The sequence below is a fragment of the Leeuwenhoekiella sp. A2 genome (assembly GCF_047946655.1).
Classification (GTDB): Bacteria; Bacteroidota; Bacteroidia; order Flavobacteriales; family Flavobacteriaceae; genus Leeuwenhoekiella.
The window spans coordinates 1,526,137-1,551,866 of sequence record NZ_CP172311.1 but is presented as its reverse complement, the minus strand read 5'-3'; the positions used below and the strand labels follow the sequence as shown (position 1 = coordinate 1,551,866).

Genomic DNA, 25,730 nt, shown 5'->3' with positions numbered 1-25,730 from the left:
AGTAAACAGGCAATTATTTGCGACAAATCACTAAAAAAACAGGACTATTATGGAACCTTTTATCAGCATCCGGATCAAACGAAAAACAGCGAAAAAGTTTCAGGAATTTTCAAAGAAAAACTTTAAGACCCATTCCGAAACTATGGAAGACATGCTGGATATTTTTGGGTACGAAAGGAACTATTATTTGACTTTTTTTTCATTAGCCCAGTATTAAATAAATAAATCTCTAGTTAATTCTAAAAGTAAAGCAGAACAATCTATAGACATTAACTTCCATATGAAATACGGCGAACTCATATGGGTATTAAGTTTGTCCACAATGCCACGTTATTAAATAAATGAATCAGGGATTCATGGCTACTCAACTAAAGTGATAAACTTAGTTCAAGTTTCTCTACCCTCAAAAAATAAAAGTGTAATTGGAGATTCCTAATAATTATGTCGGCAAGAGGACGGGGCTAATTTTTCAGTCCTTTTAATCTTTGGAGGATTATATTAAAAATGAAGTATTTAATTTATTTACTTTTTTTGACACATAATCTTTTGTAGTCACAAGAGAGTTTCTCATCCTTTTATGAACTGGAAGTCGACATAGCCTATTCCATTTCAGATCTCTCTTCACAAAGTTTCCGTCTTGAAAACCGAAATGTCATTTATAATTATTGCGAACTGGTAGGTCGCAAAGCGAATTGATGTTTCTCATACAATATAGATTTGAGAATATTGTTGATGCTTCCGAAGAAAATGAAATTAGATTGGTGCAGCAACTGGAATGGGAAAAAGAGAACGCCTATTATTAAAAAAGGCTGCGCAATGAGCAACGATTATATAATATTATCACAAAATACCGCTTATGTTGGGTTTGAGTGCCCAATGACCAACAATTATAACAATCCATATCTCAGAGTAGAAACTGAATCATTAGTAGACCTTGCCCGTTCACAAAAACCTGAATTAGAACAAGGTTTCGAGTAGTGTAATAGATTGGTTCCTATTTCCAACTTAAAATATATCATCCATACAGAAACATATTTCTTAAAATATAAAAGGAACATCCCACTCCGTAAAGATTTAGCCTTAATAATAAAACTAATAGGCGGGTATATTTTACCCAATCGGGTATTAATTCCTCGATATGATTTTTCTTTATTTTTTATAAATAATTGTATTTCAATATTTTAAATAAATATAAATCTGATTGCAGATCTAGGAGTAATTATTGAAACCATATGTTTAAAAAGTAGAAATGAGCAGCTATAATAAATATAATAAAAAGGAAGTTAAACAACGTTGGAATTTTGCATTCGCGTTATTTATAGTTTTCGGTTTAGTTTTAACCACTAATTTATTGGACAGAAAGCATTTCAATACCGCACAAGATGCCTTAACAACGGTTTACGAAGACCGCGTGGTTGCACAGCATTATCTTTATAATATGAATACCATCATCCATCAAAAAGAAGAGCAGTTTCTTCAGAAAAAGGTTAGGGAATCTCTAGAACAAGATGTTATTTTAGAAGAGTTGGTCGAAAAGTATGCTGCTACAAAATTGACCTTAGATGAACGTAGAGAATTTGCAACCCTACAGCAACATCTTGCAACTCTTAGAAAGATAGAATTTAAATTGCGCAAAAAACCCTCTATAGAAAATCAAAATATCCCTGCCATATTCAAAGAAATTAAAAAGGACCTTAATATTCTAGCAGATATACAAATGTCCGAGAGTGAAAACAGGACAAAAATTGCTCAAAAATCACTTAATACAAATCAATTACTATCCCATATGGAATTTGGTTTGTTATTAATAATCGGTGTACTTCTTCAGCTTGTTATTTTTTATCGTGTAAAAAACACTCCTAAAATTAATGCTAGAATGGGTCTCAGAGTAGAGTAATTTAATCTACACCTCCACTCATATTTAAATTTCTTTATTAAAAACTTGATTAGACTCGTTTTGAGACTACCCAATTACTATATAATACTTCAATGATTAGAAAATTCCTTACCCCATTTCAAAATTTCATAAAAATTGAAAGCCTTAGTGGGCTACTACTTGTTGTGACGACCGCTATTGCCCTCATTTGTGCAAACTCTTCAGCAAATGCTTTCTATTACTCCATCTTGCATTATGAGCTAGGCATCACTTTAAATACTTTTAATTTTACTAAACCGGTCATCCTCTGGGTTAATGATGGCTTAATGGTTATTTTCTTTTTCTTGATAGGCCTTGAAATAAAACGAGAATTGCTCATAGGCGAACTCAACTCTATAAGAAAAGCAGCTTTCCCCTTAGTAGGCGCTATAGGTGGTATGCTAGTTCCTGTAGTTCTGTTTTTAATACTTAATCAAAATCCAGAAACTCAAGATGCTTGGGGCATACCAATGGCTACGGATATAGCTTTTTCTCTTGCGGTTCTAAATAGTTTGGGCAAACGCGTACCGCTTAGTCTTAAAATATTCCTATCTGCATTTGCAATAGTTGATGATATAGGTGCTGTGCTTATTATTGCTTTATTTTATAGCAGTAGTTTAAATATAATGTTGTTGTTAGTCGCACTTTTAATTTTGATAATTATGTACTTCTTGTCCTACCGTGGGATTTACTCTACCGTGGTGCTTACGTTTGCAGGAATAACGGTTTGGTTTCTGTTTCTTAAAGCTGGCATCCATCCTACAATCGCAGGTATTTTGTTGGCATTTGCAGTACCTGTACGTCAGAGTATAAATACTTCAACATTTTTAGAAAGTATTCAGAAAGTTTATGAGGATATTAAAAGAGCACCTATTTTAAAGAAACCCGTATTATCAAACCAGCAGCTGCAACAGGTAGAAAATCTTGAATATATCGTACGTACATTTCGTTCGCCTTTGCAAAGCCTAGAGGATAATTTACACGGCTTGGTAGCGTATTTTATAATACCTGTTTTTGCACTTGCTAACGCAGGAATAGGGCTGCAAAACCTGACAACTGTAGATAATTTCTTGGTTTTTAATATTGCAATCTGTTTAGTACTAGGAAAAGGGGTAGGTGTGAGTCTCATTGTGCTTTGGGCAAAGAAATTTAAATGGATTACAGTTCCGGACAATATTGATAACCGGCAGATAATTGGTGTATCTTTTCTTGCAGGAATAGGGTTTACAATGGCTATATTTATAGGTAATCTGGCTTTCACTTCTGAGATTTATCTCAACTCAGCAAAAATTGGAATTCTTATTGGATCCGCTATTGCAGCAATTGTAGGTTTTATTATATTGAGAAGTAAACCGCAGATCATTTAAAAGCTTTAAATAGTAACAATCTATTGTCAATTGAAAATACACTCTGAATATTATAAAATTAAGAGCATAATAGTGATTACACTTTGCGCTAAAGGGAAATAGCAATCCTGAGGATCAATTTAGTAAAATTGAAGATAAACAGATAAGTACCTTAGCCTTTTAGATCAACCACTTCCCCCTGATTTCTTCGTTTTCATCCTTCAATTGGTAGTTTTGGGCGCATACTAAGTTATTCCCATTATAGGAATTAATGGCTTGTGGGCGGTTTGGAACAAAAATTCATTTAGTTTATATTATGCAATATATGGATTCTTGACTGGGAAAAGTATTTAGGTTCAAAGACGAAAAGCTAAGGTCCTTGAGCATTGAGAGAATGACGTAGGTTTAATAGTATTGTTTGGTGCACCCGCGGTATTTATAGTTTAAATATTGCACCTCGACTTCGTAGATAGGTTCCCAATTAATAAACAATAAATGAAGAAATTATGACTCGTACTGAAGAAGCCCTAAAGGAAAGAATCAAAGAGCTTACCTGTCTCTACGAAATTTCATCAATTATAGTAAATGCAAATGTAGAGCAGATACAAGAGACTTTTAAGGCCATTGGCTTCAGTCTAAAAAAAGGCTTTCAGTTTCCCAGTCTCACGGAAATTGCCGTAAAAACGTCTTATGGAGTGATAGAAACAGGTTCTATTAATAATATTTTGAACTTATCTTCTAATATAAGTGTATTTAATAAGCCACATGGAAAAATTATAGCATCCTTGACTGATGATAAAAGTTCGTTTTTAAAGGAAGAAAAACAATTACTGGACAGTGTAGCGTTAAAAATAGGAAACCTGCTGGAACGTATTGAGATACAGCAAAACGAAACCTCACTTAAAAGGCAAATGGAAAGGGCTGATAGGCTTTCTATTCTGGGTGAATTGACCGCTGGTATCGCCCACGAACTCAATACACCGCTCGCTAATATTTTAGGCTTTGCAGAACTATTAAAAGAAGATTTTGGCAGCAACCAGCGAGTGGGTAAAGATCTTGACAAAATCATTAGTAATGCCATATTTTCACGGGAAGTGGTCAAGAAACTGATGTTCTTTGCATGCGAGATGCCCCAGCAAATGAAGAAGGTCAACATCGTCCCAAGTATTAAAAATGCTATAACGTTGCTCGATCCCACCTTCAGAAAAGAAGAGGTAAAATACATTGTAAAAATTGAAGAAGAGGAATTATGGCTAAAAGCAGATACCATCCAACTCACACAGATTATTTTTAACTTGATCATCAATGCTATCTATTTTTCTCCTAAAAATGGACTGGTTACCATTGAAGCGCTTCAGTCTAAACATCAAATAATATTAAAAATATCAGACGAAGGAAACGGGTTGTCTGAAGAAGCACTTGAAAAAGTCTTTCAACCCTTCTATACTACAAAGCCTATCGGGGAAGGCTCTGGCCTGGGTCTAAGCGTTGTGCATGGCATTGTAGCAAGCCATAATGGTACTATCATAGCCGAAAACAATATACGGGAAGGAGCATCTTTTACAGTTAAACTTCCCAAAACTTAATTACTTTGTAGTATTATGCTATTTAAAAAGGAAAACATATTAATTGTAGATGACGACATCAACATTTTGGAGTTGCTGCAGCGTCACTTGCAGTCTTGGAACTACCATACCTACAAGGCAGTTTCTGTGAAAGAAGGGGTTCAAATCTTACGGGATACAAAAATTGATCTGCTGATAACAGATTTAAAAATGCCAGAAATAGATGGCTTTGAACTGATAAAATTTGTTTCAGAGCATTATCCCAAACTTCCCAAACTTGTTGTAACCGGATATCCTTCGGTGCAGGATTCGCTTGTGACTATAAAAGCGGGGGTAATTGAATATGTTACAAAACCATTTACTAAAGATGAATTGGGTGCTGCTATAGATAAAGCACTTGGTAGTGAAAAAGATTCTGCTAGAGCTTCTGCGAAAGTTGAAATTCATAAGGATGATCCATATGGTGAAATCATCGGCAAATCAGAAAAGATCAATAATATTATTCAAATCATTGAGCGGGTAAAAGATAATAAAGCCACGATTTTTATCAAGGGTGAGAGCGGAACGGGTAAAGAACTGGTGGCGCGTGCCATTCACTACCAGGGTAAGTTTTCAAGAGCTCCATTTATTGCGGTAAATTGTGGAGGCATTCCAGAAAATCTCTTGGAAGCAGAACTTTTTGGTTATACCAAGGGCGCTTTTACAGGAGCAGAAAAAAACCGTGATGGATTCTTTCAAGCTGCCAATGGCGGCACCATTTTCCTAGATGAAATAGGCAATGCATCTATGGCAGTACAGTCTAGATTGTTGCGTGTTCTTCAGGAAAAAGAAGTGATAAAAGTTGGGGCTCAAAAAGCAGAGAAAGTTGATGTGCGCATAATTGCAGCAACTAATAGTGACCTGAAGAAAATGATCAAGAGAGAAACCTTTAGGGAAGATCTTTTTTACAGACTTACTGTTGTTGAAATTAATGTGGCTCCACTTCGAGAACGCAAGGATGATATTCCCCTATTGGTAGACAAATTCTTGTTTAAATATGGTGTAGAATATAAAGACAGGTTTGTTAAAATAAATCCAGAAGCTTTAGCTGTTTTACAACGCTATAACTGGCCTGGAAACATTCGAGAACTGGAGAATGTGATACAGCGCGCTGTAATTATGTGCGATAAAATCGTAGAGATTGAGCATCTGCCTGATTCATTAAAGTTTCATATTGACTTCCCAGATGATAAGTTACTCCCACTTAAAGAGATGGAAAAGCGCTATATTCAAAAAGTGTTAAATGCCACAGATAATAATAAAACCAAAGCTGCCGCTATTTTGGGTATTGATCGTAAAACGATACGACACAAACTTGCAGAGTGATCATTTCTGAGTGATACATTTTACCCCCTGGCGGGTAATTATGCACCACTTCCAATTTTCTCTTATAATTATAAATAGCATATAAACCCTTGTTTTACAAGGGTTTTCTGGTTTAGGGATACTTTCTTATTTCCCATGGTACACCCCTTGCATCTTGGTAAATAAATTAGAACAATGCTTATGAAGCCAAATCCATTTAATATATGTCCTACGTGCATGCATCGGGAAACCTGTGTGCTAACTGATCAAAAGAGCCAAGTTTGGTCATGCAGCGAATATGATGCAGAAGTGGTTCAAGAAATTATTTTATCACAATCTAAACAATCGAATATTCGAGAGCAACATCCAGAAAATGTCAGCCGCTAATTGAATATTAACTATAAGATTAAAAAGTCTTTCAATGTGTTTCCAAGGGCTATGGGATTCTTAGAAGAGGCATTGATGACGTATTAAATACATTTAAAATAAAAAAGATGATGAATATGTTAACAGTAAAACCAAAGAATTCAATCAAAAAATTGCCTTTAAAAGGGATGATGAATAATGTGATGGAGCAATTTAACCGAGCTGCTGACCGAATAGATCTTCATCCCAATATTCGTAGGATATTGAGTATTACCAATAATGAGATTCTAGTCAATTTTCCGGTAAAAATGGACAACGGCGAAGTGGAGATTTTTACAGGCTACCGGGTACAGCACAATAATGCACTAGGTCCATACAAAGGTGGTTTGCGTTACCATCCCACAGTTGATATTGATGCAGCAAGAGCCCTTGCCATGTGGATGACCTGGAAAACCTCTCTTGCAGGTCTGCCTTACGGTGGTGGTAAAGGAGGTATTCAGTTAGATCCTTCAAAATATTCTCAGGGGGAATTAGAACGTATAACCCGAAGGTTTACGTTTGCTTTAGCAGATAATATTGGGCCAGAGCATGATATTCCGGCTCCAGATGTAAATACGAATAGTCAGACTATGGCATGGATTGCGGATACTTATATGAGCACGCGTCCGCCGGCAGAGCGCAGTGCTAACCAGCATGTGGTCACGGGTAAACCCGATGGCAGTGGTGGTCTCGAAGGCCGTGATCGAGCTACAGGATACGGAGTGTTTTTGAATATAAAATTTTGGATGCAGCGTAATCATGAAACTCTTGAAGGTAAAAAGTTTATCGTTCAAGGCTTTGGTAATGTAGGCTACTGGACAGCCCATTTTCTTGAAAAAGAAGGTGCGATATTAGTGGCAGTGCAGGATGCCTGGAGCAGTATTGAAAATCAAAACGGTATTGATGTAGAAAAACTTTCAAATTATATTACATCTAATAATGGGAGTATTGGTGGATTTTCAGAAGCATACGCAGTAGATAAAGAAGAGTTCTTTGGCATTCAATGCGACATCTGTATTCCGGCAGCACTGGGCAATCAGATTACAAAAAATAACGCCCCACAAATCAACGCGCGTTTAATAGCTGAAGGTGCTAATGGACCTACCAACGTTGAGGGTGAGAAAATTTTGTTAGAGCGTGGGATAACCATTATCCCAGACATATTGTGCAATTCTGGTGGAGTGGTTGGCAGCTATTTTGAATGGTTACAGAACCGTAACGGTGAGCTATGGCAACTGGACGAAGTCATAACAAAACTTCATAAAAAGATGAAAGAATCTTTTGACAAAGTCTATGAGTATTCTGAACGTGAATCCATTGATATGCGTACGGCAGCTTATTGCATCGCCATTAAACGCATTGAAAAGGCCTACATCCAAAGAGGTATTTTCCCATAAAGTATAATCCTAAAATATATAAAGAAATGAAGTACGGAAGTTTAATAATAGAAAAGAAGGAGTATGTGTATTTAAAGCGCATACTAAATATTTCGGGTTATGCGGAAGATCTAGAAACTAGAAAATCAGTGGAAAGACTATTTGAAGAATTAAAAAGTGCAATGATAGTAGATGAAGTAGATATGCCCGAAGATGTTGTTCGTTTCAACAGTTCGGTTACGGTTTCTTCGAATAAAGGATGGAAAAAATCTTTACAACTTGTTATACCCTTAGAGAAGGATTTTAAACAAGATAAGATATCAATTCTTACCCCAATGGGCGCAGCCCTATTAGGTTATTCAGAAGAAGATACATTTGAGTGGGAATTTCCGAATGGAAGGCAAGAACTTAAAATTGAAGTTGTAAAACAAGATGAGAATCAGAAAAGAATCGAAGTGCCTATTTAAAAAGAGAACATTATGAAAGCATTTGAAACACAAATATATAATCATGATCACGAAGTAGATGTGAGCCATAAGATAAATACCATAGAACTAGATAATTGGATCAACCACTTAAAATACATCAAGAAGGAATTGCAAAATCTTATTGATTTATGTGCAAATGATTTGAGCAAAAAACTGGAAGATGAAAGCATTCTTCAAAAATTTAAAAAGAAAGAAACTGAAAACGATACGTTATTGAGTGCGCTCCACAACTATATGAGTTCAAGAGATGGAATAGTCGAGTGTGAAGATACACAATGCGATATGGCATTTATCACAGATCATGAAAGTTACAGGCGCAGTTATTTATACCATTTAGATAAGTACAGAAGATTGAAGGATGAATTTTTTAGTAAAGTGAAAGGGAAGTTTTCATTGATTAATGATTAAGTAAAGCACAATTGGAAATCACATTGTCTTTTAAAATTGAGTCTCATAGAAAATTATGCATCAAAAAGGATCTCATTGAATTGAGCCAATGGATTGAAACAATTGAAAGCATCAATTCTGAGCTCGATTATTTAAAGTTAATTGAGCAACAACTCATTAAAAGTGGATCTATTCAGATTAACCTTCAGGGATTGCGAAGAAAAAGCATTTTGGTAATGGGTTCCCTTTGTCAGTATGAGCAAGAATTAAGAAAAGAATTGGAATATGGAAAGCGGGAATATGATTTGGTCAGAGCTAAAGAACATGAGAAAAAAAGAGATCATTATTCCGTGTTGATAAATGAGTTCAGAGATCTTAAAAAAATAATTTATATAAACTTATCTAAGTACCAACGGAGATAAAAAATAAATAGCGTTATGAAAAAGATTCTTATACCACTCGATTTCAAATTCAATAGATACCATGCTATTGAATATGCAGTTAAATTCTTTAAACGAGAGGAGTGTGAATTTTATTTTCTCAATACATATACCTATAATATTGGGGGATTAAATGCCATACAACTTCTGCAAGCAGATGATGATTGGTTTGAAAAACCAAAAAATGACTCTATTGATGGTTTGGGCGGTGCAATTCAAAAATTCACTCTAACCAGTCATAATAAAAAGCACCGATTCAATGCAATTTCTGAATGTTCCGATTTGATTGAAGGTATCAGGAAAACTATTAAAGAAGTTAATATAGATTTAGTGATTCTTACCTTAAAAAACAGGATAGATAACAAAGTTGATAGATATAGCAAAAATGCAAAAAGAGTACTGGAAAATATCAGGGAATGTCCTGTTATGATAATACCTTCCTCTGCACATTTAAAGAAGTGTCCGGAATTCGTATTGGTTTCCAACTTCGAAATCGAAATGCCTGAAGCCAAAATTGCCAATTGGTACGAGCTTGTTAAAATTACTAAAGGAACAGTCAAGCTCGTCGTTTTATGTGGATTAAGCAGCAGGACATCTATCCAAACCACTAATGTGAAAAAAGTTTGTTCTCAGATAGAGGTGTATACAGGAATCTCAATAAGTACAGAATATCTAGAAACAGAAGATGATTTAAAACATTTTGTTAATAGCCATTCAGAATATATAATATGCGTTATAGACAGAAAACCAGATTTTTGGGAGAAGATATGGTCTTAGTCAATCCAGGATAATCAATCTGGGTCCTTTCGAAGCTACACCGTTAATCGCACTACACAGCTAACGTTAAATTATATAGATTGGTAATAGAAAAATTTAATAGAATTGAAATATATACATATTTTTTTCATTATTGAAGGGAAGTGATGATGAATGAACCCCAAATTTTTATTAATTAAATTTGCAATATGATTATTTTGAAAAAAATGAATATGAATATCGTACAAGAAGCTATTGATTTTGAAAAGTCAAAGATGAGCAATATGTCTACGAGCGATCGTATTAATGCCTCCCGGGAAGCAAAACGATTTATTTTAGGTATTAATGAAATATATAAAGAAACGAATGATCCCGATTTAATGGAGTTGATGAAAAGACTGACGGCAAAAAAGAAGAAAATCGAGGTAAGACTCAATGGTAGGCCAGAAGCTATTTAATTGATTTCTTTATTATAAGAAATACCAGGCTTTATTTCCAAACGGTTTTATACAAAGTATTAGAATCAAAATATTCTGATATACATATCTATGTATTTTTGAATATAATAAAAATGCTAAAATGACGGGTCTGTAAATTAAACTCTGTCTGGACGTATGTATGTTTTAAATGTTTTGTCTACTTCGTCAAAAATGCTAGATCTGTCAGCAAGAACAATTAGAATGTCATCTGCTTCAATTTTTGTTGTACCGTTTGGTATTATATAGCTATCATCTCTTTTAATCATTGCTATTATCGCATTTTTAGGAAAGCCTAGTTCTACAATTTTCTTATCTACTGCAAAGCAGTCACGAGTTATTAACATTTCTTTCATTTCGGCCTTAGGATTTTCTGCCAATAGTAAATCAGTTGGAGTCAATTTCTTTGCTTGTTCGGGTAATGAAACATTTAGCCATTTTGCAACAATTGAAAGGGTCGTTCCTTGAATTAAAATGGAGGTAACCGAAATGAAGAACACAACGTTAAAAATCATATGCGCCTTATCAATTCCCTCCAGAAGCGGATAAGTTGCAAACACAATAGGAACAGCGCCACGCAATCCAACCCAGGAAATGTAAAGTCTTCGTCTCAGTTTCATTTTGAAAAACATAAGGCTAAGAAATACGCCTATAGGTCGAGCAACAAATATCAGAAATAATGAAATGAGTAGCCCAATACCCATATACGGGATGATTTGAGAAGGAAAAACAAGTAAACCCAAAGTGAGGAACAAAACAATTTGCATTAACCAAGCTAGACCATCAAACATTTTTAAAATGGTTTTTTTATGTATCAGGTCCTGATTACCTAAGTAGACTGAACAAAGATAAATGGCTAGAAATCCGTTACCACCTACAAAATCTGTGGCAGAAAATGTAATGAACATGAGGGCGATAACCAAAACAGGATAAAGCCCTTCAAAGTCGAGTTTTATTTTATTTATGATGAATTTGCTCACTACACCAAAGGCAAAACCTACGATACCACCCAGAATCATTTGTTGTAAAAATACTGGGATTATAGATATTACACTTTTGTCTTGATTAACTACCAAAGTTAAAAATGCAATAGTCAACACATATGCCATAGGGTCGTTACTACCACTTTCTAATTCTAAAGTGGGTCTAAGATTGGTTTTTAAGGCGAGGCTTTTTGAACGTAGAATTGAAAATACGGCTGCTGCATCTGTTGATGACACGATGGAACCTAATAACAGACTTTCATAAATAGTGAAGTCCGTAACAAACCATACAAAGCTGCCAAGAGAAATTGCTGTGAGCAAAACCCCTAAAGTGGATAATGCAATTCCTTCACGTAGAATAGGTTTAACGGTTGTCCAATGAGTATCGAGCCCCCCAGAAAATAAGATAAAGTTAAGGGATACTATCCCGATGAATTGAGCCAGTTTAGGATCATCAAAATGAATATCTCCTATTCCATCAGAACCTGCCAACATTCCAATTGCCAAAAAGAGTAATAAAGTAGGAACACCAAACTTATAAGAAGTCTTACCTGCAATAATACTTACAAGAAGTAATAATGACCCAACTAATAATATGTTTTCAATTGTTAAATGCATTATATTTCTTATTATGTGTTATTCACAAAGATAAGTGTAACTATATTTTCCTGATCAGGTTTTACTTCTTAAGAAACTTTTGATTGTCCATTAAAAGAGGTAATTCACATGAAATTTTGAAGCCGTTCCAAAACTAAACGAGAAGTAATAGACGCACGAGCCGTCCTCTTCTTTTTATCAATTCCATAAGATACTTTGGTAGTTTCAAGATATGCAGAAATTGATAACAGGGCGATGACAGCAAAAATAACAAATGTATTCAGACGTTATTTGACTCGTACTGCGTGTGTAGTAAATGAAAGTCCTTGCTGACTCATAGTTGAACTCATTATTCCTTCAAATAATGGTTCTGGACTGTTTTGTGGAATATTCCACTCAAAAATAAAATTTGAGCCTGTTCCTCCAGAGGTGTCTATCTCATCTATGATTATCTCTGTGGTTTCCATTGGTGCTAAAAAGATGGGATTATCAAAATATTTTCTGATTGATTTCCCGTGAGTGTCGTAATATTCCGCTTTTAAAATATAAATGGTATCGGAATCGCTGGTATTTCTTAAACTTACCATTGCTGTTAAATTGTGCGTTTTATGTTCTGAAAGACTGTAAATCTGGGAATAAATAGAAAGATAAGATTTTCCGAATTCAAGCGAATCCTCTGTATTTATTACCGCGCTTCGTTTTGACCAGTTTTCTGGGTTCATCGAACTAACTTCTTTATTTTCGTTACAACTTATTATCAAAATAGCGATAATAAGTAATACTATTGTAATTGTCTCACTTTGTCGTAGCTTAAAATTCTTTGCCTCTCTACCCATTGTTCTTTCTATAATCATAAAAAAGAAAATTAGTACATCTTATTTTAATTTTCGGATGATTTTAATATTTTTTGTACTCATGTACGAGCATCTTTTATTCAGTTGCTTTGTTAAAGTTTGTTAAATTTTAGAAAGGGAGGAATTCGAGAGTTCTTAAAATTTGAACATTCCGTAGGCCTTATAAACACTCAAAAATTCAGTTTTTGGTTGATCCCATCTTCTCCACATTAGAAAAGGTTTCAAGAGTTTACTTTTGAAGCCTTTTTTTATTTATGAAAGCTATAGAAGAATATCAACTTTAAAGCCTTTCCCACGTTCAGAATCAAAATCGATTTTTCCCTTTAAGGCTTTAATTCTATATTCTAAATTTTGTAACCCATTGTTCTTTTTAAAATCACCGCCTATACCATTGTCTTTATATGCGATGTTTAATTTATTCCCTTTTTGAGAAAAGCTTATCAAAGCAAAATTTGACCGGCTGTGTTTTCTATTGTTGGTCATTAGTTCTTTTAACACAATATAAAGCGTCTTCTTTTTTAACGGGTTTAAGGTTTCCCATTCTATCTTATGATCATTTTTCACAATCACATTAAAATCATCACTTTTATATGCTGCAAGCATTGTGGTTAACTGTTCATAAAAGTCTGTATGTTCATATATAGGGTTGTGATCTCTTGAGATATTCCTCGTTTTTGAATAAATTAGATCTAATTCATCAATAATCTCTTCAGGTATTTCTGGTAATGCCTGTAGTTGAGCCATAACCTGAAATGTGTCATTAGCCAGCTCGTCGTGTAGTTTTTTTGATATTCGGGTTTCGGTATCAAAAATAGTCTCGAGTTGTTTCTTTTCGCGGTTAGCGAGTATAATATAAATGATAACACTAAAAATAATTATGCTGAGAATAACAAGGCCCAGATACACCGTTTTCTCCTGTTTTTCTCTAGCATTTTGAAGTAATGCGAGTTGAGTCTGCTCTTTTTCTTTATCCACGTCATATTTCATCGCGGCATATTTGTTCTCTTTAAGTTGGCGCGCTTTTTCTATACTATCATTTAAAAATTGAAACCTATTAGTGTTTCTATTATTATCTAAAGATGCTAAAAGGTTTAAAGCCTCTAGCTCATAGCTAGGATCTTTAATTTCTTTAGAAAGTGCCAAAGCCTTTTTAGCAAATACGTTTGCTTTTTCAACTCTGGAGTTTTGTTTATAGTAATGGGATAGATGTCTATAATTTGAAAAAAGCCCAATAGTATCTTTAAGTTCTTCTCTTAATTGAAGGGATTCTGAAAGATGCTGAAAACCTTGTTTATTATTAGATAGAAATTCGCTGAAACCAAGGTTGTCAAGTATGTAGGCTTTTAAAAAAGGATTTTTATTATTTTCGACCAGTTTTAGAGCGTGCTTTAATGTGTCTATCGATTTAGTGAAATTATTTTTTTCACGTAAAACATTTGAGATATTTAAAAAGATGGATATACTATCTCTACTATTTTTAGCAGTATTTAAACTTCGAGAATATAAATCAAGACTTTTATCGTACCATTTTATATTGTTGTATAAAACCCCCAGGAGAGAATAAATCCTTTTTCGGGCGTCTTGAGAAATGGAAGATTTAGAGTTTTTGTGAAGATCTAAGGCTTTAATAAGCGTTTTTTCACTTTCAACGAAATCTCCAATATTGTATTCACCATTTGCAATTATTTCCAGATCATTAGCAGCTTTTAAAATATGATTATTTTTTAGGTGCTTTTTATATTGATCATAGTAATACGTCAGGGCATCATTATAAGCTTTAGGATTTTCTGTTTTTAATAAAACCTTGTAGTAAAAAGAAGAACTGTCAATTGATTTTTTTGAGGTATTCTGTCCCAGTATAGTTTGAAAAGTGAAGAAGCTTATCACTACAAAGAAGAATAAATTCTGCTTGGTTTTCATTCTACTAAAGTAAATATTTATATTAAAGATGTGCTTGTATAATCCCTCTAGACTTATATGTGCGTTGGTTTGAAGAGTGTCATGACAGACAGGCATTTAAAATATGTGCGTGAGATGTATTGTCTTTGTGGCTAATTTTGAATTATGCCGTTTAGAAGAAATTATATAAGAATATCGACTTTAAAGCCTTTTTCTTTTTCAGAATTAAAATCAATTTTTCCCTTTAAAGCTTTAATTCTATACTCTAAATTTTGCAACCCATTATTCTTTTTTAAATCACCGCCTATACCGTTGTCTTTATATGCGATGTTTAATTTATTCCCTTTTTGAGAAAAGCTTATTAAAGCAAAATTTGACCGGCTGTGTTTTCTATTATTGGTCATTAGTTCTTTCAACACAATATAAACCGTCTTCTTTTTTAACGGGTTTAAGGTTTCCCATTCTATTTTTTGATCATTTTTCACGATCACATTAAAATCATCACTTTTATATGCTGCAAGCATTGTGGTTAACTGTTCATAAAAGTCTGTATGTTCATATATAGGGTTGTGATCTCTTGAGATATTCCTTGTTTTAGAATAAATTAGATCTAATTCATCAATAATCTCTTCCGGTATTTCTGGTAATGCTTGTAGTTGGGCCATAACCTGAAATGTGTCATTAGCGAGCTCGTCGTGTAGTTTTTTTGATATTCTGGTTTCGGTATTAAAAATAGTCTCGAGTTGTTTCTTTTTGCGGTTAGCGAGTATAATATAAATGATAACACTAAAAATAATTATACTGAAAATAACAAGGCCCAGATACACCGTTTTCTCCTGTTTTTCTTTAGCATTCTGAAGTAATGCGAGTTGAGTCTGCTCTTTTTCTTTATCCACGTCGTATTTCATCGCGGCATATTTGTTCTCTTTAAGTTGGCGCGCTTTCTCTATACTGTCTGTTAGATTTTTAAATGTAATTATCAGAGGATCTTAATCTATGAGTACGTATTGCCCTAATGAATTGGCAAGATATTCTGCAGAATTAATTTTTTTAGCGATTGCATAACTCTTTTCAAAATAAAGTTTAGCCTTTATATAGTCTTGGGATGCGATATAATACTCTGTAAGATCAGCGTAACTGGAGTATTGACCTGTTAAATCTTTTTCTTCAATTCTATATGCTAATGCGGTTTGAATTGAACTTAAGGCATTTTCATCGCCCATTTTAAATTGTACATAGCCCAAATTAGAAAGTACCCTGGCATATTGTTTTTTGTTTTCTGTGGAAGCGATCTTAAGCGTTTCTTTTAAAATTTCTTCTGCTAAATCATACTGCTTTAAGTCTTTATAAATGTTAGATTTATTATTAAAGATACTTATGCTATCTTTTTTTGATTGAGAAAAACTAAGCGCTTTGTCATAAAATAGTAAGGCCTCTTCATAATCATTAAGCCTTCTGTAAATTATTCCTAACTGATTATTTAACCCTAATCGCAAATTTGCCTGCACGCCAGCAGGAAGATTTTCTAAAAGACGAAGAGCAAATACGACTGTTTGCTCACTATCATTTAGAAACCCATATTCTGATTGTCCATTTGCAATAAGGCGTAAATTTTGTATGGCAGATAATGTATCCCTATTACGTAATGAAATATTTACTCTGTTCTCAAAGAAAGCAGTTGCTTTTTGAAATTCAGTATAGTCTGTAGGGTTGCTAATAGTGTGGTAGTAATAAAGTAGACTATCTTTTTTTATGGGACTTTGGGCATAGTTTTGAGAAGCTGTGAATATTAAAATAAAAAAGAGGAGTGCATAAGCCTTTACTTTCATACCTCTAAAATAGATATAAATATTAAAGATGTGCTTGTACAAATAAGCAACACTCATGTAATAGGCATTGCAGATAAGTAAATTCTAATTCCGAATTAAAAGAAAGTGAATGTATGTCAACTGAATATGAGCGCAAGACTCCTATAATATTGAAAAAAATTATTTTCGCTTAGTTTCTCTTTTAGCAATTCTATAGCCATAGGCAGTAGAGACAGAATTACAATACCTGGAATAACAATTTAAAAATGTATTATATTAGACCAATATCTTTTACAATAGCAACCAGATGTGTGGCATTGTTTGCCTTAAATTGTATACGTAAGCGATTTAAGCGTTTTTCTATAGAACTTAGACTGCTGGGACCAACTTTTGTAATTTCAAATTGTTGACTTATCTCTTTATTTGAATAACCTAGTGAGAGGTGGCGCATGAGTTCTATATCATAGTCTTCAATTTCCAGATTTTGATTTTCATTGAAAGCACAAGCTATTTGTGGCGATAGGTATTGTTCGTCGTTTGCGGTAGACCTTATGGCCTGAGTAAGCTCACTTACACCATTGCGACCTTTACACACATAGCTTTTAACACCATACTGTTCTATCAACGTGCGCACCCGTTGTAATTTTTCTTCCATTGAGAACACGATGATCTTAAGGTCTGGATTTTCTTTGTGAACGGCAGCAATTAATTCTTCTCCGGTCTTATAAACTTGTGTACGATGATCTGCTTTAAAAGACAGGTCTGCGATAAGCAGATCATAACGATCTTGCTTGAGCGTAGCACTTTTTAACTTGAGATAAGCATCGTCACAGTATTGTGCAAAATCTACCACTTGCACACCTAATTCGGTTAAAAGATCCTGAAGCATTTTAGAGATGCTACCAAAATCTTCGGCTATAAGAACTTTTTTAAACATTGCTTTACCTTTTACATTCACACCCATATTCTGTTGAGAGTCAAATGTAAGTGTTCTTTTAAAAGCTTCAATACGGGATTCCTCATTCTTAAAAATATCTGCATCCTATTTCGTTTCGCAAGAAATAAAATGAAGTTACTTATAAAAAATCGGTCTAAAACGTCAAAAACCTCACTTTTTGTGGCTAAAAATGAATTCCAGATCCTATAAATGCTTTATCAACAGTTGAAAAAGCGGGCTGTAGCCTTAAATGCTTCAAAAATGATACACACTAGCTGCAAATGTTTCACCTGTTTTGTCAATGCGCAAATATATTTGTTGAAGTATCTATTAGCTGTTATTTAATGAAAAATTCACGAAAACGATTTCGATCGCGATTGAAAAATATATAAGACTTAAAAATTATGAACGTAGTATTCTCTACCTTTTTTGCCCTTCTCTTATTACTCTCATGTTCAAAAGACGCACAGGTAGCAGCAGAACCGGAAGCACAAGCACAACTGGAAACAGCACCAACTGAGACTTCTGCGATCGCTTCTGTATATGAAATAGCTGTCTGGAAAAATTTTACTCAGGCCGCCATAACTCATACATGGGATGACAATACGGCTAACCAGCTCACGGTTGCGTTGCCGCTTTATGACGCATACAATATGCAGACCACCTTTTTTACAGTTACAGATTGGGGGCCTAATTGGGATGTGCTCAAAAAAGCTGCTGCAAATGGGCACGAGGTTGCTTCACATTCTGTAACTCATACTCGTTTTGATGAGCTTAGTGAAGAACAAATAGCTAAAGAGCTAGAAGAGTCACGTGATGCCATTAACGAAAGACTTAATGCGAATGCATGTTTAACATTTGCTTATTCAAATTGTATAGCTGAAGATTACGGACTCACAAAAAAGTTTTACATAGCTGCACGGGATTGTGACGGACAAGTTGAAGCCCCAACGCCAACAGATTTTATGAAGATAAGCTCCTTTTTATGTGGTTCACAATCTAATAATAAAACGGCAGAAAGTTTTAACGCAATAGCTGCAAATGCCTTAAATGAAAATGGCTGGGCAGTTTATCTTTTCCACGGGATTGACAATGATGGCGGTTATTCACCAATTGAATCTGCAGAACTGGAAGAGCACCTTCAGTTTTTAGCAGCTAATAGTGACACGTACTGGGTAGATACTTTTGTAAACATTACTAAATATATAAAAGAGCGTGATACGGCTACAACAAATGAGCTTTCGCAAAGCGAAAACAAAATCACCGCAGAATTAACCGATGACCTTGATGATTCAATCTATAATTATCCGCTTACAGTAAAAAGGGAAATACCTCTAACGTGGGCAGAAGTTGAGGTTACCCAAGACGGTGAGCCCGTTAACTTTTCTATAGAGGAAGGTGATGAGAAAAAGTATGTGATTTTTGATGCCGTACCAGATGCAGGTATCCTATCTATTAAGAAAATATAAGAATATGATTAGCCAATAGAGACAAGCGGCGATAACTTATTATCAAAATATCGTCGTTTCTCTGCTTTAAGTAAAGATAACTGCCTTACAGAATGATACATATTGCCAAAATCACCCTCTTAAAAGGAGATTTTTACCTTGATTTACCCGATTTTTTGAATCAATTATGACTGAAATAGCCATGTTTTATGGGCAATGCTTCAAAATTGATGAAGAGTTGCAACAAAAGTTTTACTCGTTTTATAACTGTGAGAATATATTTGTTCGTAAACGTGAAAGTTTTCTTAACAGATGTGAATCTCTCAAACGATTTCGCAAAAATGAAAATTTAATAAAGTGAGTCTATTTTGACTTATTTAGAATAGTAGCAATTATTTACTGACCCATGTCTAAACCCGTTATTAAAATAAATATGACAATGACAAATCATTTACTTAATGAATTAAGCTCTAAGATTCGAGGTTTGCGCCTTGTGGTCTTATTGAGTCTGATTTCTTTTACTGCGTTCGCGCAAAATACCGTCACCGGAACTGTCACTGATGAATCCGGACCACTGCCCGGGGTTTCTATTCTTTTAAAAGGAACTTCTAACGGAGTGGTTACAGACTTTGATGGAAATTATACAATCGAGAATATTCCTGCAGATGGTGTATTGGTTTTCAGTTTTGTAGGATTTAAAACCAAAGAGATTCCGGTAAATAATCAAACAGAAATAAGTACAACACTTAACATTGATGTTTCTACTCTTGATGAAATTGTAGTTGTAGGTTATGGAAAGATGAAACGTAGCGATCTTACAGGATCTGTGGTTTCAGTTTCCAGCAAAGCAATTGAAGAATCTCTCCCTACAACGATTGATCAGGTTTTACAAGGGCGTGCAGCAGGGGTGCAAATTCAGCAAAATAGTGGTGCGCCAGGATCGAGCTCTTCAATCCGCATACGAGGTATTAGCTCACTTAATGGATCTAATGAACCTATTTTCGTAATAGATGGTGTTATTATAGACAGTAGTACAGGTTCAGGAAGTCAAAATGCGCTGGCATCAATAAACCCGTCAGATATTGTTTCACTTGACGTATTAAAAGATGCATCTGCCACGGCTATTTATGGTTCAAGAGCTGCAAATGGTGTGATCATTATCACAACTAAACGTGGTAAAAACGGGCAGGCATCAATCACTTATGATAGTTATGTAGGTTTTCAGGAAATACCAAATAAGCTGGAATTGCTAAATCTTCAGGAATATGCAATTCATAAAAATACAAGAGCAGATTTAGGTATCGTTCAACGTGATCCTAACTTTATTCGTCCTGAATTATTAGGTGATGGTACAGACTGGCAAGCTGCTATGTTCTCAAGAGCCATGATGCAAAGTCATAACTTGTCTATTTCTGGTGGAAATGAGAAAAGTACTTACTCAATGGGGATAGGTTATTTAGACCAGGAAGGTATTGCTCTGGGTTCGTCATTTGACAGATTTAACCTTAGAGGTGTTTTTGATTCACAAGTAAAAGATTATTTAAAAGTAGGGATCAATTTTGCATTTAATAATTCTCATCAAAAAACTACGGTTTCAGACCAAGCATTAATTTTAACTGCTTTAAGACAAACTCCTAACGTTGCAGTACGTAATGCTGATGGTTCTTTTGACGGGCCAGATACTGACGAATTTGTGCAGAATAACCCAGTAGGTCTTGCAAGTATTAGGGACAACAGAAATGAAGGAGCGGGTATAAGAGCAAACACTTTCGCTGAAGCGACTTTGATAGAAGGTCTTACGTTTAGAACAGAATATGCTATTGACTATAATTTTTCAAATACATATACTTTTAACCCTTCTTACAGATTTGGTGCTATAGTAAATGACATTAGAGAAGGTTCTCGTACTAAAGCTTACAGCAAGTACTGGAATTTTAAAAACGTATTAACCTATGATCGTAGTTTTGGTGTACATAACATCAACGCCATATTAGGTCAGGAATATCAAGAATCTCATTATGAGAATTTATACGGTTACCGCACAGGTTATTTAACAAACGGTGCAACAGATTTAAATGCTGGTGATGCTACCACAGCCAGAAACTCAAACTTTAGTAATACAAGTGCGATTAGTTCCCTTTTTGGTAGAGCCTTTTACTCCTATAATGACAAGTACCTTTTAACAGCAACTCTGCGTTACGATGGTTCTTCTAAATTCTATAAAGACAATCGTTGGGGTTGGTTTCCTTCAGCTGCATTGGCCTGGAAATTATCAAATGAAGATTTCTTAAAAGACAATGAATATATCAACAACCTGAAAGTTCGTTTGGGTTGGGGTTCTGTAGGTAATCAAAATGTACCTAACTACGCGTATACTTCAACATACGCTGCTTCTGCTACTAATTGGGGAACAGGATTACTTGCCGCAAATACTGCAAATCAGGATTTGCAGTGGGAAACAACTTATTCTAGTAACCTGGGTGTTGATCTTGCTCTTTTTAATAATCGTATAGAGTTTATCGCAGATGTATATTACAAAAAGACTAAGAATTTGTTATTACAATTACCGTTACCTGCTTATGTGGGTACAACCGGTGTGGGTTCAACTTCTGCACCATGGGTAAATGTAGGTTCACTAGAGAACAAGGGGCTTGAACTTACGCTAAATAGTGTAAACGTAGATACTGAAGACTTTTTATGGAGATCTAATCTGGTTTTCTCTTTAAACAGAAATAAAGTGTTGGCTTTAAATACCGAAACAGGAATTCTAAACAGAACGCTTCAGCAAGGATCTGATATTACCATTGTAACGCGTACTGCAGTTGGCCAGCCTATTGGTCAGTTCTATGGTTATAAAGTGATAGGTCGTTTTGAAGAGGCAACAGATTTCTATTACAGAAACGATGCTGGTGATGTCGTTCCCACTGCTTTACCAGAAGGCTTGACTATAGGTGAAAATGGAGTATGGATAGGAGATTACATTTTTGAAGACATCAACAATGATGGTGTGATCAACGAGCAAGATCGTGATTATATTGGTAATCCTTCCCCAAATTTCACCTTTGGTATAGGTAACACATTTACTTATAAAGGAATTGATCTAAATATTCAACTTTCAGGATCTTACGGTAATGAAGCGGTAAATTATCAAAGACGTTTCTTAGAAAACCCAAGAGAGAACACTAACTTATTGCATTCAGCTTTAGGATATGCAGAACTTGCGTTGATTAATCCTGATGGCCCAACAGATTATCGCAACGTAGAGATTGTGGGTGGCGACAGGTATATGCCTAGAATTGCAGCATCATCTGCGGCGTCAACTTCTAACTTTAGATATAGCAACAGATTTGTTGAAGATGGTTCTTATATGAGAATTCAGAATGTTTCTCTGGGTTATAATTTCCCGAGAGATTTGGTTGAAAAATACGGACTGCTAAACCTTAAAGTTTACACTAATATCCAGAACCTGTACACGTTTACAAAGTATTCTGGATACGATCCTGAAATAGGATCAATAAATCAAGATGCTCTTCTAACAGGCATTGATAACGGTCGTTATCCTACGCCACGTATTTTCACAGTGGGTGTAAATGTAAATTTTTAAAAAAAAATAATATGAAGACAAAGAAAATAATATACAGTTTGCTCATAGTAACGTTATTCGCTAGTTTTTATAGCTGTACAGATGAGCTTGAGATAGAACCGGAAGATCAAATTACAAAAGAGAATTTTTACCAGTCTGAAGCAGATTTTCAGGCTGCCACAGCACCTCTTTATAACAGGGTTTGGTTTTCTTTTAATGATAAATTTTATTTTGGTTTAGGAGACGGTCGTTCTTATAATTTATACGCACCTTTTTCTGATTATGTTTATCCATTCAGTGATTTAGCTGAGACTGGATTAACAGGGCCTTTGGTTGAAGCTTGGGGATCTTTTTATAATGTTATTCAGCAATCTAATAATGTAATAATTGGTATTACAAATAGTGCCGTAGATGAGACAAGTAAGACGCAATATATAGCAGAAGCCAGATTTATGAGAGGTACAGCTTACTGGTATCTTGCTTCATTATGGGGAGACGCTATCATTTCTACTAATCCTTCAGAGTTAGTAAATAACCCAATTGTAAATAAAAACCCGAGAAGCGATGTATATGAGTTTGCCATACGTGATATGGAATTCGCGGCAAAATATCTTCCTGAACAAGCGGCTCAATCGGGACGAGTAACTAAATATAGTGCGTATGGAATGCTTTCAAGACTATATCTTTCTTATGCTGGTTTAAGTGATGATCCAAATAGCGGAACGAGAGATCAGGCATTACTAGATCTTGCTAAAAAGGCTGCAGATAAAGTTATTTCTGAAGGGCCTTACACGTTAATGGCAGATTATGCCGAATTATTCAAAGTAGACAATAACAACAACTCAGAGTCAATGTTTGCTCTTCAATGGGTGCCTAATGGTGACTACGGTGTTAATAATCCACATCAGGCATTTTTCGCACTAGGATCTGAGATCACAGGAGATGATGCTGCTTATGGATATTATACAAGAGCCTCATACGATGTATTGTTAGAATATGAATCAAATGATGAGCGACGTAAAGCAACCTGGATGGCAGATGGAGATTTTTATCCTGAGATAAGCAGATCAAATGGCGGGTATACCGTTGATCACGAAAATACGTATGTAAATGTGAAAAAAGGAGTTGTGGGATCAACGAAAGATAATGCTAAAATCTCAAGGCAGAACTCAGCTTTAAATACGTATATGATGCGTCTTGCTGAAGTTTACCTAAACTACGCTGAAGCAACTTTGGGTAATGGTGCCAGTACAAGTGATGCAACAGCTTTAATGTATGTAAATGAATTACGTACAAGAGCCGGTCTTGATGAAAAAACCAGTCTTACTTATGAAGATATTATTCATGAACGGAGAGTAGAACTATGTATGGAAGGACAATACTGGTACGATTTAGTTAGAAGATCATATTACAAACAACAAGAAGTGATCAATTATATAAATGGACAAGACAGAGGTGTTATTCCTGCTTTTACTTATGATGCAGAGGCTAATCAGGTTTCTTTAGATGATACTCGCGATAGCGATACAAGAGCTGTAGGTGTTGCAGACGCAGGAACTTTTTATTTGCCATATCCTGAGTCTGAAGTTGTACAGAACCCTTTATTAAATGACGCTCCTGTTCCTTACGAATTTACAGAAGAGAGAATAACCGACTTATTTTAAGTTTGAAATTTTAGAAAGAAATACAATTAAAAAATTAATTAATATGAAGAAAAATATTTCAACTAAAAAACCATGGATATTCATGTCCCTTCTGGGGGTTATGTTTGTCGCATTGTTCTTTACGAGTTGCTCCAGTGATGATTCTGAAGGAGGTCCTATTACAATAAGTAAAGTATATCTTGAAGATGTAAACTCAACGGTACCAGACAGAGAAATCTCTTTTGCACGTTTAGGACAGCTTCTGCGTATAGAAGGTTCAGGTTTTATAGGGCTTAAAAGAATATTTATAAATGGTTATCAAACATCTTTTAACCCTGTTTATGTATCAGATACGTCTCTTTTAGTCAGAGTTTCAGGAGATACGCCTACAATTGAGGCAGAGGAGGATGTTCGCAACACGATACGTTTAGTAAATGATAGTAATGAAGCTATGATTTCTTTTGAGATTAGATCATCTGCGCCTACTATAAATAAAATTTCTAATACGCTTCCTAATCCAGGTGAAGAGATTACTGTATACGGTACAGGGTTAATTGAGGTTAGTAAAGTGGTTTTTCCAGGCGATGTTGAAGTGACCAATGGAATAACTTACGATACAGAAGATGGTGAGTTCTTTACAGTCACAATGCCAGAAGGTGTTTCTGAAAGCGGAGGATCTATTTATGTAGAGACTGCTAATGGAGGTGCTTATTCTCCGGCTTTTTTCAATTTTAGAGAAGGGGTGATTCTCAACTTTGATGGAATGGGAGCCATAGGTGAATTTGGAGACACCATCCGTCAAGATGAATTAGAATCAGCTTCTATAGGAGAAGGAAATGTATCACAGGGCACATATGTTGCTCATCGTCCTGCTCGCATCGAAACTTTTGAGGCAGGCAAGAACAGAGCTTCTGAAGTTTTTACAACGGGTAGCGAAAGCTGGAGAACGCAGTTTACACCATTTATTCCTGCATCAACACCTTTAGATCAGGTTGCTTTTCAATTTGATGTTTACGTGCCCGATGCTTGGGCGGGGAGCGGTTTCTTAAAAATACTTCTTATAAATAATTTTAATGGAGGTGAATGGGCCGGCGGTGTTTACAATTACGTACCATGGATTGTTGACGGTGAAATTGAACCATTTCAAACTGAAGGCTGGACAACCGTAACAATTCCTTTTACAGATTTTTACAGATATGAAGATGGAGGAGACTATACGTTTGAAGACCTGCTTGCTTTTCGTGAATCTGCTACCTATAAGAACTTTGGTATCTTCTTCGAAAACTCTGATATAAAACTTAGTGATGTTGAAAGAAACAGTAGTGAGGTAGAATTTCCATCGTCTGCTACTTCTGTTAATGTTTACACAGATAACTGGAGAATAGTATCATTAGAAACTCCTGCAGTTAGTGATTTTCCTGACTGAGAAATATAATACATAATTGGTTTTTCAATAGTATTTAAATACAGAACAAAAAAA

The 25,730-nt window shown here is 35.0% G+C and carries 22 protein-coding genes; 16 read left to right on the top strand and 6 right to left on the bottom strand.

The annotated features are described in order from the left end of the window. Positions 1-49 precede the first annotated feature (49 nt). The 12 genes from ACH3PA_RS06945 (at position 50) to ACH3PA_RS06890 (ending at position 10,480) form a co-directional block, all read left to right on the top strand. Positions 50-217: a BfmA/BtgA family mobilization protein gene (locus ACH3PA_RS06945; RefSeq protein WP_416445842.1), complete on the top strand. Its 168-nt coding sequence runs from the start codon at positions 50-52 to the stop codon at positions 215-217. A 530-nt stretch (positions 218-747) separates the two neighbouring features. Continuing rightward, positions 748-978, top strand: coding sequence for a hypothetical protein (locus ACH3PA_RS06940; protein ID WP_416448481.1), 231 nt, complete (start codon positions 748-750; stop codon positions 976-978). A gap of 271 nt (positions 979-1,249) precedes the next feature. Beyond that, positions 1,250-1,897 carry a hypothetical protein gene (locus ACH3PA_RS06935; RefSeq protein ID WP_416445848.1) on the top strand — a complete coding sequence of 216 codons (648 nt, stop codon included), beginning with the start codon at positions 1,250-1,252 and terminating at the stop codon, positions 1,895-1,897. Positions 1,898-1,989: 92 nt separating this feature from the next. Then, positions 1,990-3,282, top strand: coding sequence for a Na+/H+ antiporter NhaA (nhaA, locus tag ACH3PA_RS06930; RefSeq protein ID WP_416445850.1), 1,293 nt, complete (start codon positions 1,990-1,992; stop codon positions 3,280-3,282). Between the two features lie 485 nt (positions 3,283-3,767). Beyond that, a complete protein-coding gene (locus ACH3PA_RS06925) occupies positions 3,768-4,847 on the top strand; it encodes a sensor histidine kinase (RefSeq protein WP_416445852.1) in 1,080 nt (359 codons plus the stop codon). Between the two features lie 15 nt (positions 4,848-4,862). Then, positions 4,863-6,191, top strand: coding sequence for a sigma-54-dependent transcriptional regulator (locus ACH3PA_RS06920; protein ID WP_416445854.1), 1,329 nt, complete (start codon positions 4,863-4,865; stop codon positions 6,189-6,191). A gap of 473 nt (positions 6,192-6,664) precedes the next feature. Then, the gene (locus ACH3PA_RS06915; RefSeq protein ID WP_416445856.1) at positions 6,665-7,972 is read left to right on the top strand and encodes a Glu/Leu/Phe/Val family dehydrogenase; all 1,308 of its coding nucleotides are present in this window, start codon (positions 6,665-6,667) and stop codon (positions 7,970-7,972) included. Between the two features lie 26 nt (positions 7,973-7,998). Continuing rightward, complete coding sequence (locus ACH3PA_RS06910) at positions 7,999-8,418, top strand: GreA/GreB family elongation factor (RefSeq protein WP_416445858.1); 420 nt, start codon at positions 7,999-8,001, stop codon at positions 8,416-8,418. Between the two features lie 12 nt (positions 8,419-8,430). Then, positions 8,431-8,847 carry a hypothetical protein gene (locus ACH3PA_RS06905; RefSeq protein ID WP_416445860.1) on the top strand — a complete coding sequence of 139 codons (417 nt, stop codon included), beginning with the start codon at positions 8,431-8,433 and terminating at the stop codon, positions 8,845-8,847. 11 nt (positions 8,848-8,858) lie between these two features. Further along, complete coding sequence (locus ACH3PA_RS06900) at positions 8,859-9,248, top strand: hypothetical protein (RefSeq protein WP_416445862.1); 390 nt, start codon at positions 8,859-8,861, stop codon at positions 9,246-9,248. Between the two features lie 15 nt (positions 9,249-9,263). After that, the gene (locus ACH3PA_RS06895; RefSeq protein WP_416445864.1) at positions 9,264-10,043 is read left to right on the top strand and encodes a universal stress protein; all 780 of its coding nucleotides are present in this window, start codon (positions 9,264-9,266) and stop codon (positions 10,041-10,043) included. Between the two features lie 212 nt (positions 10,044-10,255). Further along, positions 10,256-10,480 carry a hypothetical protein gene (locus ACH3PA_RS06890; protein ID WP_416445866.1) on the top strand — a complete coding sequence of 75 codons (225 nt, stop codon included), beginning with the start codon at positions 10,256-10,258 and terminating at the stop codon, positions 10,478-10,480. Positions 10,481-10,617: 137 nt separating this feature from the next. On the opposite strand, the gene ACH3PA_RS06885 is transcribed toward ACH3PA_RS06890, so the two are convergent. The 6 genes from ACH3PA_RS06885 to ACH3PA_RS06860 all read right to left on the bottom strand — a co-directional run bounded on the left by ACH3PA_RS06885 (position 10,618) and on the right by ACH3PA_RS06860 (position 17,576). Beyond that, positions 10,618-12,099, bottom strand: coding sequence for a potassium/proton antiporter (locus ACH3PA_RS06885; RefSeq protein WP_416448480.1), 1,482 nt, complete (start codon positions 12,097-12,099; stop codon positions 10,618-10,620). Positions 12,100-12,365: 266 nt separating this feature from the next. After that, positions 12,366-12,932, bottom strand: coding sequence for a DUF3124 domain-containing protein (locus ACH3PA_RS06880; protein WP_416445868.1), 567 nt, complete (start codon positions 12,930-12,932; stop codon positions 12,366-12,368). 261 nt (positions 12,933-13,193) lie between these two features. Further along, on the bottom strand, positions 13,194-14,852 hold the full coding sequence (locus ACH3PA_RS06875) for a tetratricopeptide repeat-containing sensor histidine kinase (RefSeq protein ID WP_416445870.1): 1,659 nt from the start codon (positions 14,850-14,852) through the stop codon (positions 13,194-13,196). Positions 14,853-15,013: 161 nt separating this feature from the next. Further along, on the bottom strand, positions 15,014-15,739 hold the full coding sequence (locus ACH3PA_RS06870) for a sensor histidine kinase (protein WP_416448479.1): 726 nt from the start codon (positions 15,737-15,739) through the stop codon (positions 15,014-15,016). Positions 15,740-15,820: 81 nt separating this feature from the next. Then, positions 15,821-16,660 (bottom strand): tetratricopeptide repeat protein, encoded by an 840-nt coding sequence (locus tag ACH3PA_RS06865; protein WP_416448478.1) that lies wholly within the window; start codon positions 16,658-16,660, stop codon positions 15,821-15,823. Between the two features lie 250 nt (positions 16,661-16,910). Then, complete coding sequence (locus ACH3PA_RS06860; protein WP_416445874.1) at positions 16,911-17,576, bottom strand: DNA-binding response regulator; 666 nt, start codon at positions 17,574-17,576, stop codon at positions 16,911-16,913. Positions 17,577-17,980: 404 nt separating this feature from the next. Between ACH3PA_RS06860 and ACH3PA_RS06855 the strand changes: the two genes are divergently transcribed. From ACH3PA_RS06855 to ACH3PA_RS06840, 4 genes are all read left to right on the top strand, one after another. Next, complete coding sequence (locus ACH3PA_RS06855; protein WP_416445876.1) at positions 17,981-19,045, top strand: polysaccharide deacetylase family protein; 1,065 nt, start codon at positions 17,981-17,983, stop codon at positions 19,043-19,045. Between the two features lie 418 nt (positions 19,046-19,463). Continuing rightward, positions 19,464-22,628 carry a SusC/RagA family TonB-linked outer membrane protein gene (locus tag ACH3PA_RS06850; RefSeq protein ID WP_416445878.1) on the top strand — a complete coding sequence of 1,055 codons (3,165 nt, stop codon included), beginning with the start codon at positions 19,464-19,466 and terminating at the stop codon, positions 22,626-22,628. A gap of 11 nt (positions 22,629-22,639) precedes the next feature. Next, a complete protein-coding gene (locus ACH3PA_RS06845) occupies positions 22,640-24,271 on the top strand; it encodes a RagB/SusD family nutrient uptake outer membrane protein (RefSeq protein ID WP_416445880.1) in 1,632 nt (543 codons plus the stop codon). Between the two features lie 43 nt (positions 24,272-24,314). Then, a complete protein-coding gene (locus ACH3PA_RS06840) occupies positions 24,315-25,676 on the top strand; it encodes a glycan-binding surface protein (RefSeq protein ID WP_416445882.1) in 1,362 nt (453 codons plus the stop codon). Positions 25,677-25,730 lie beyond the last annotated feature (54 nt).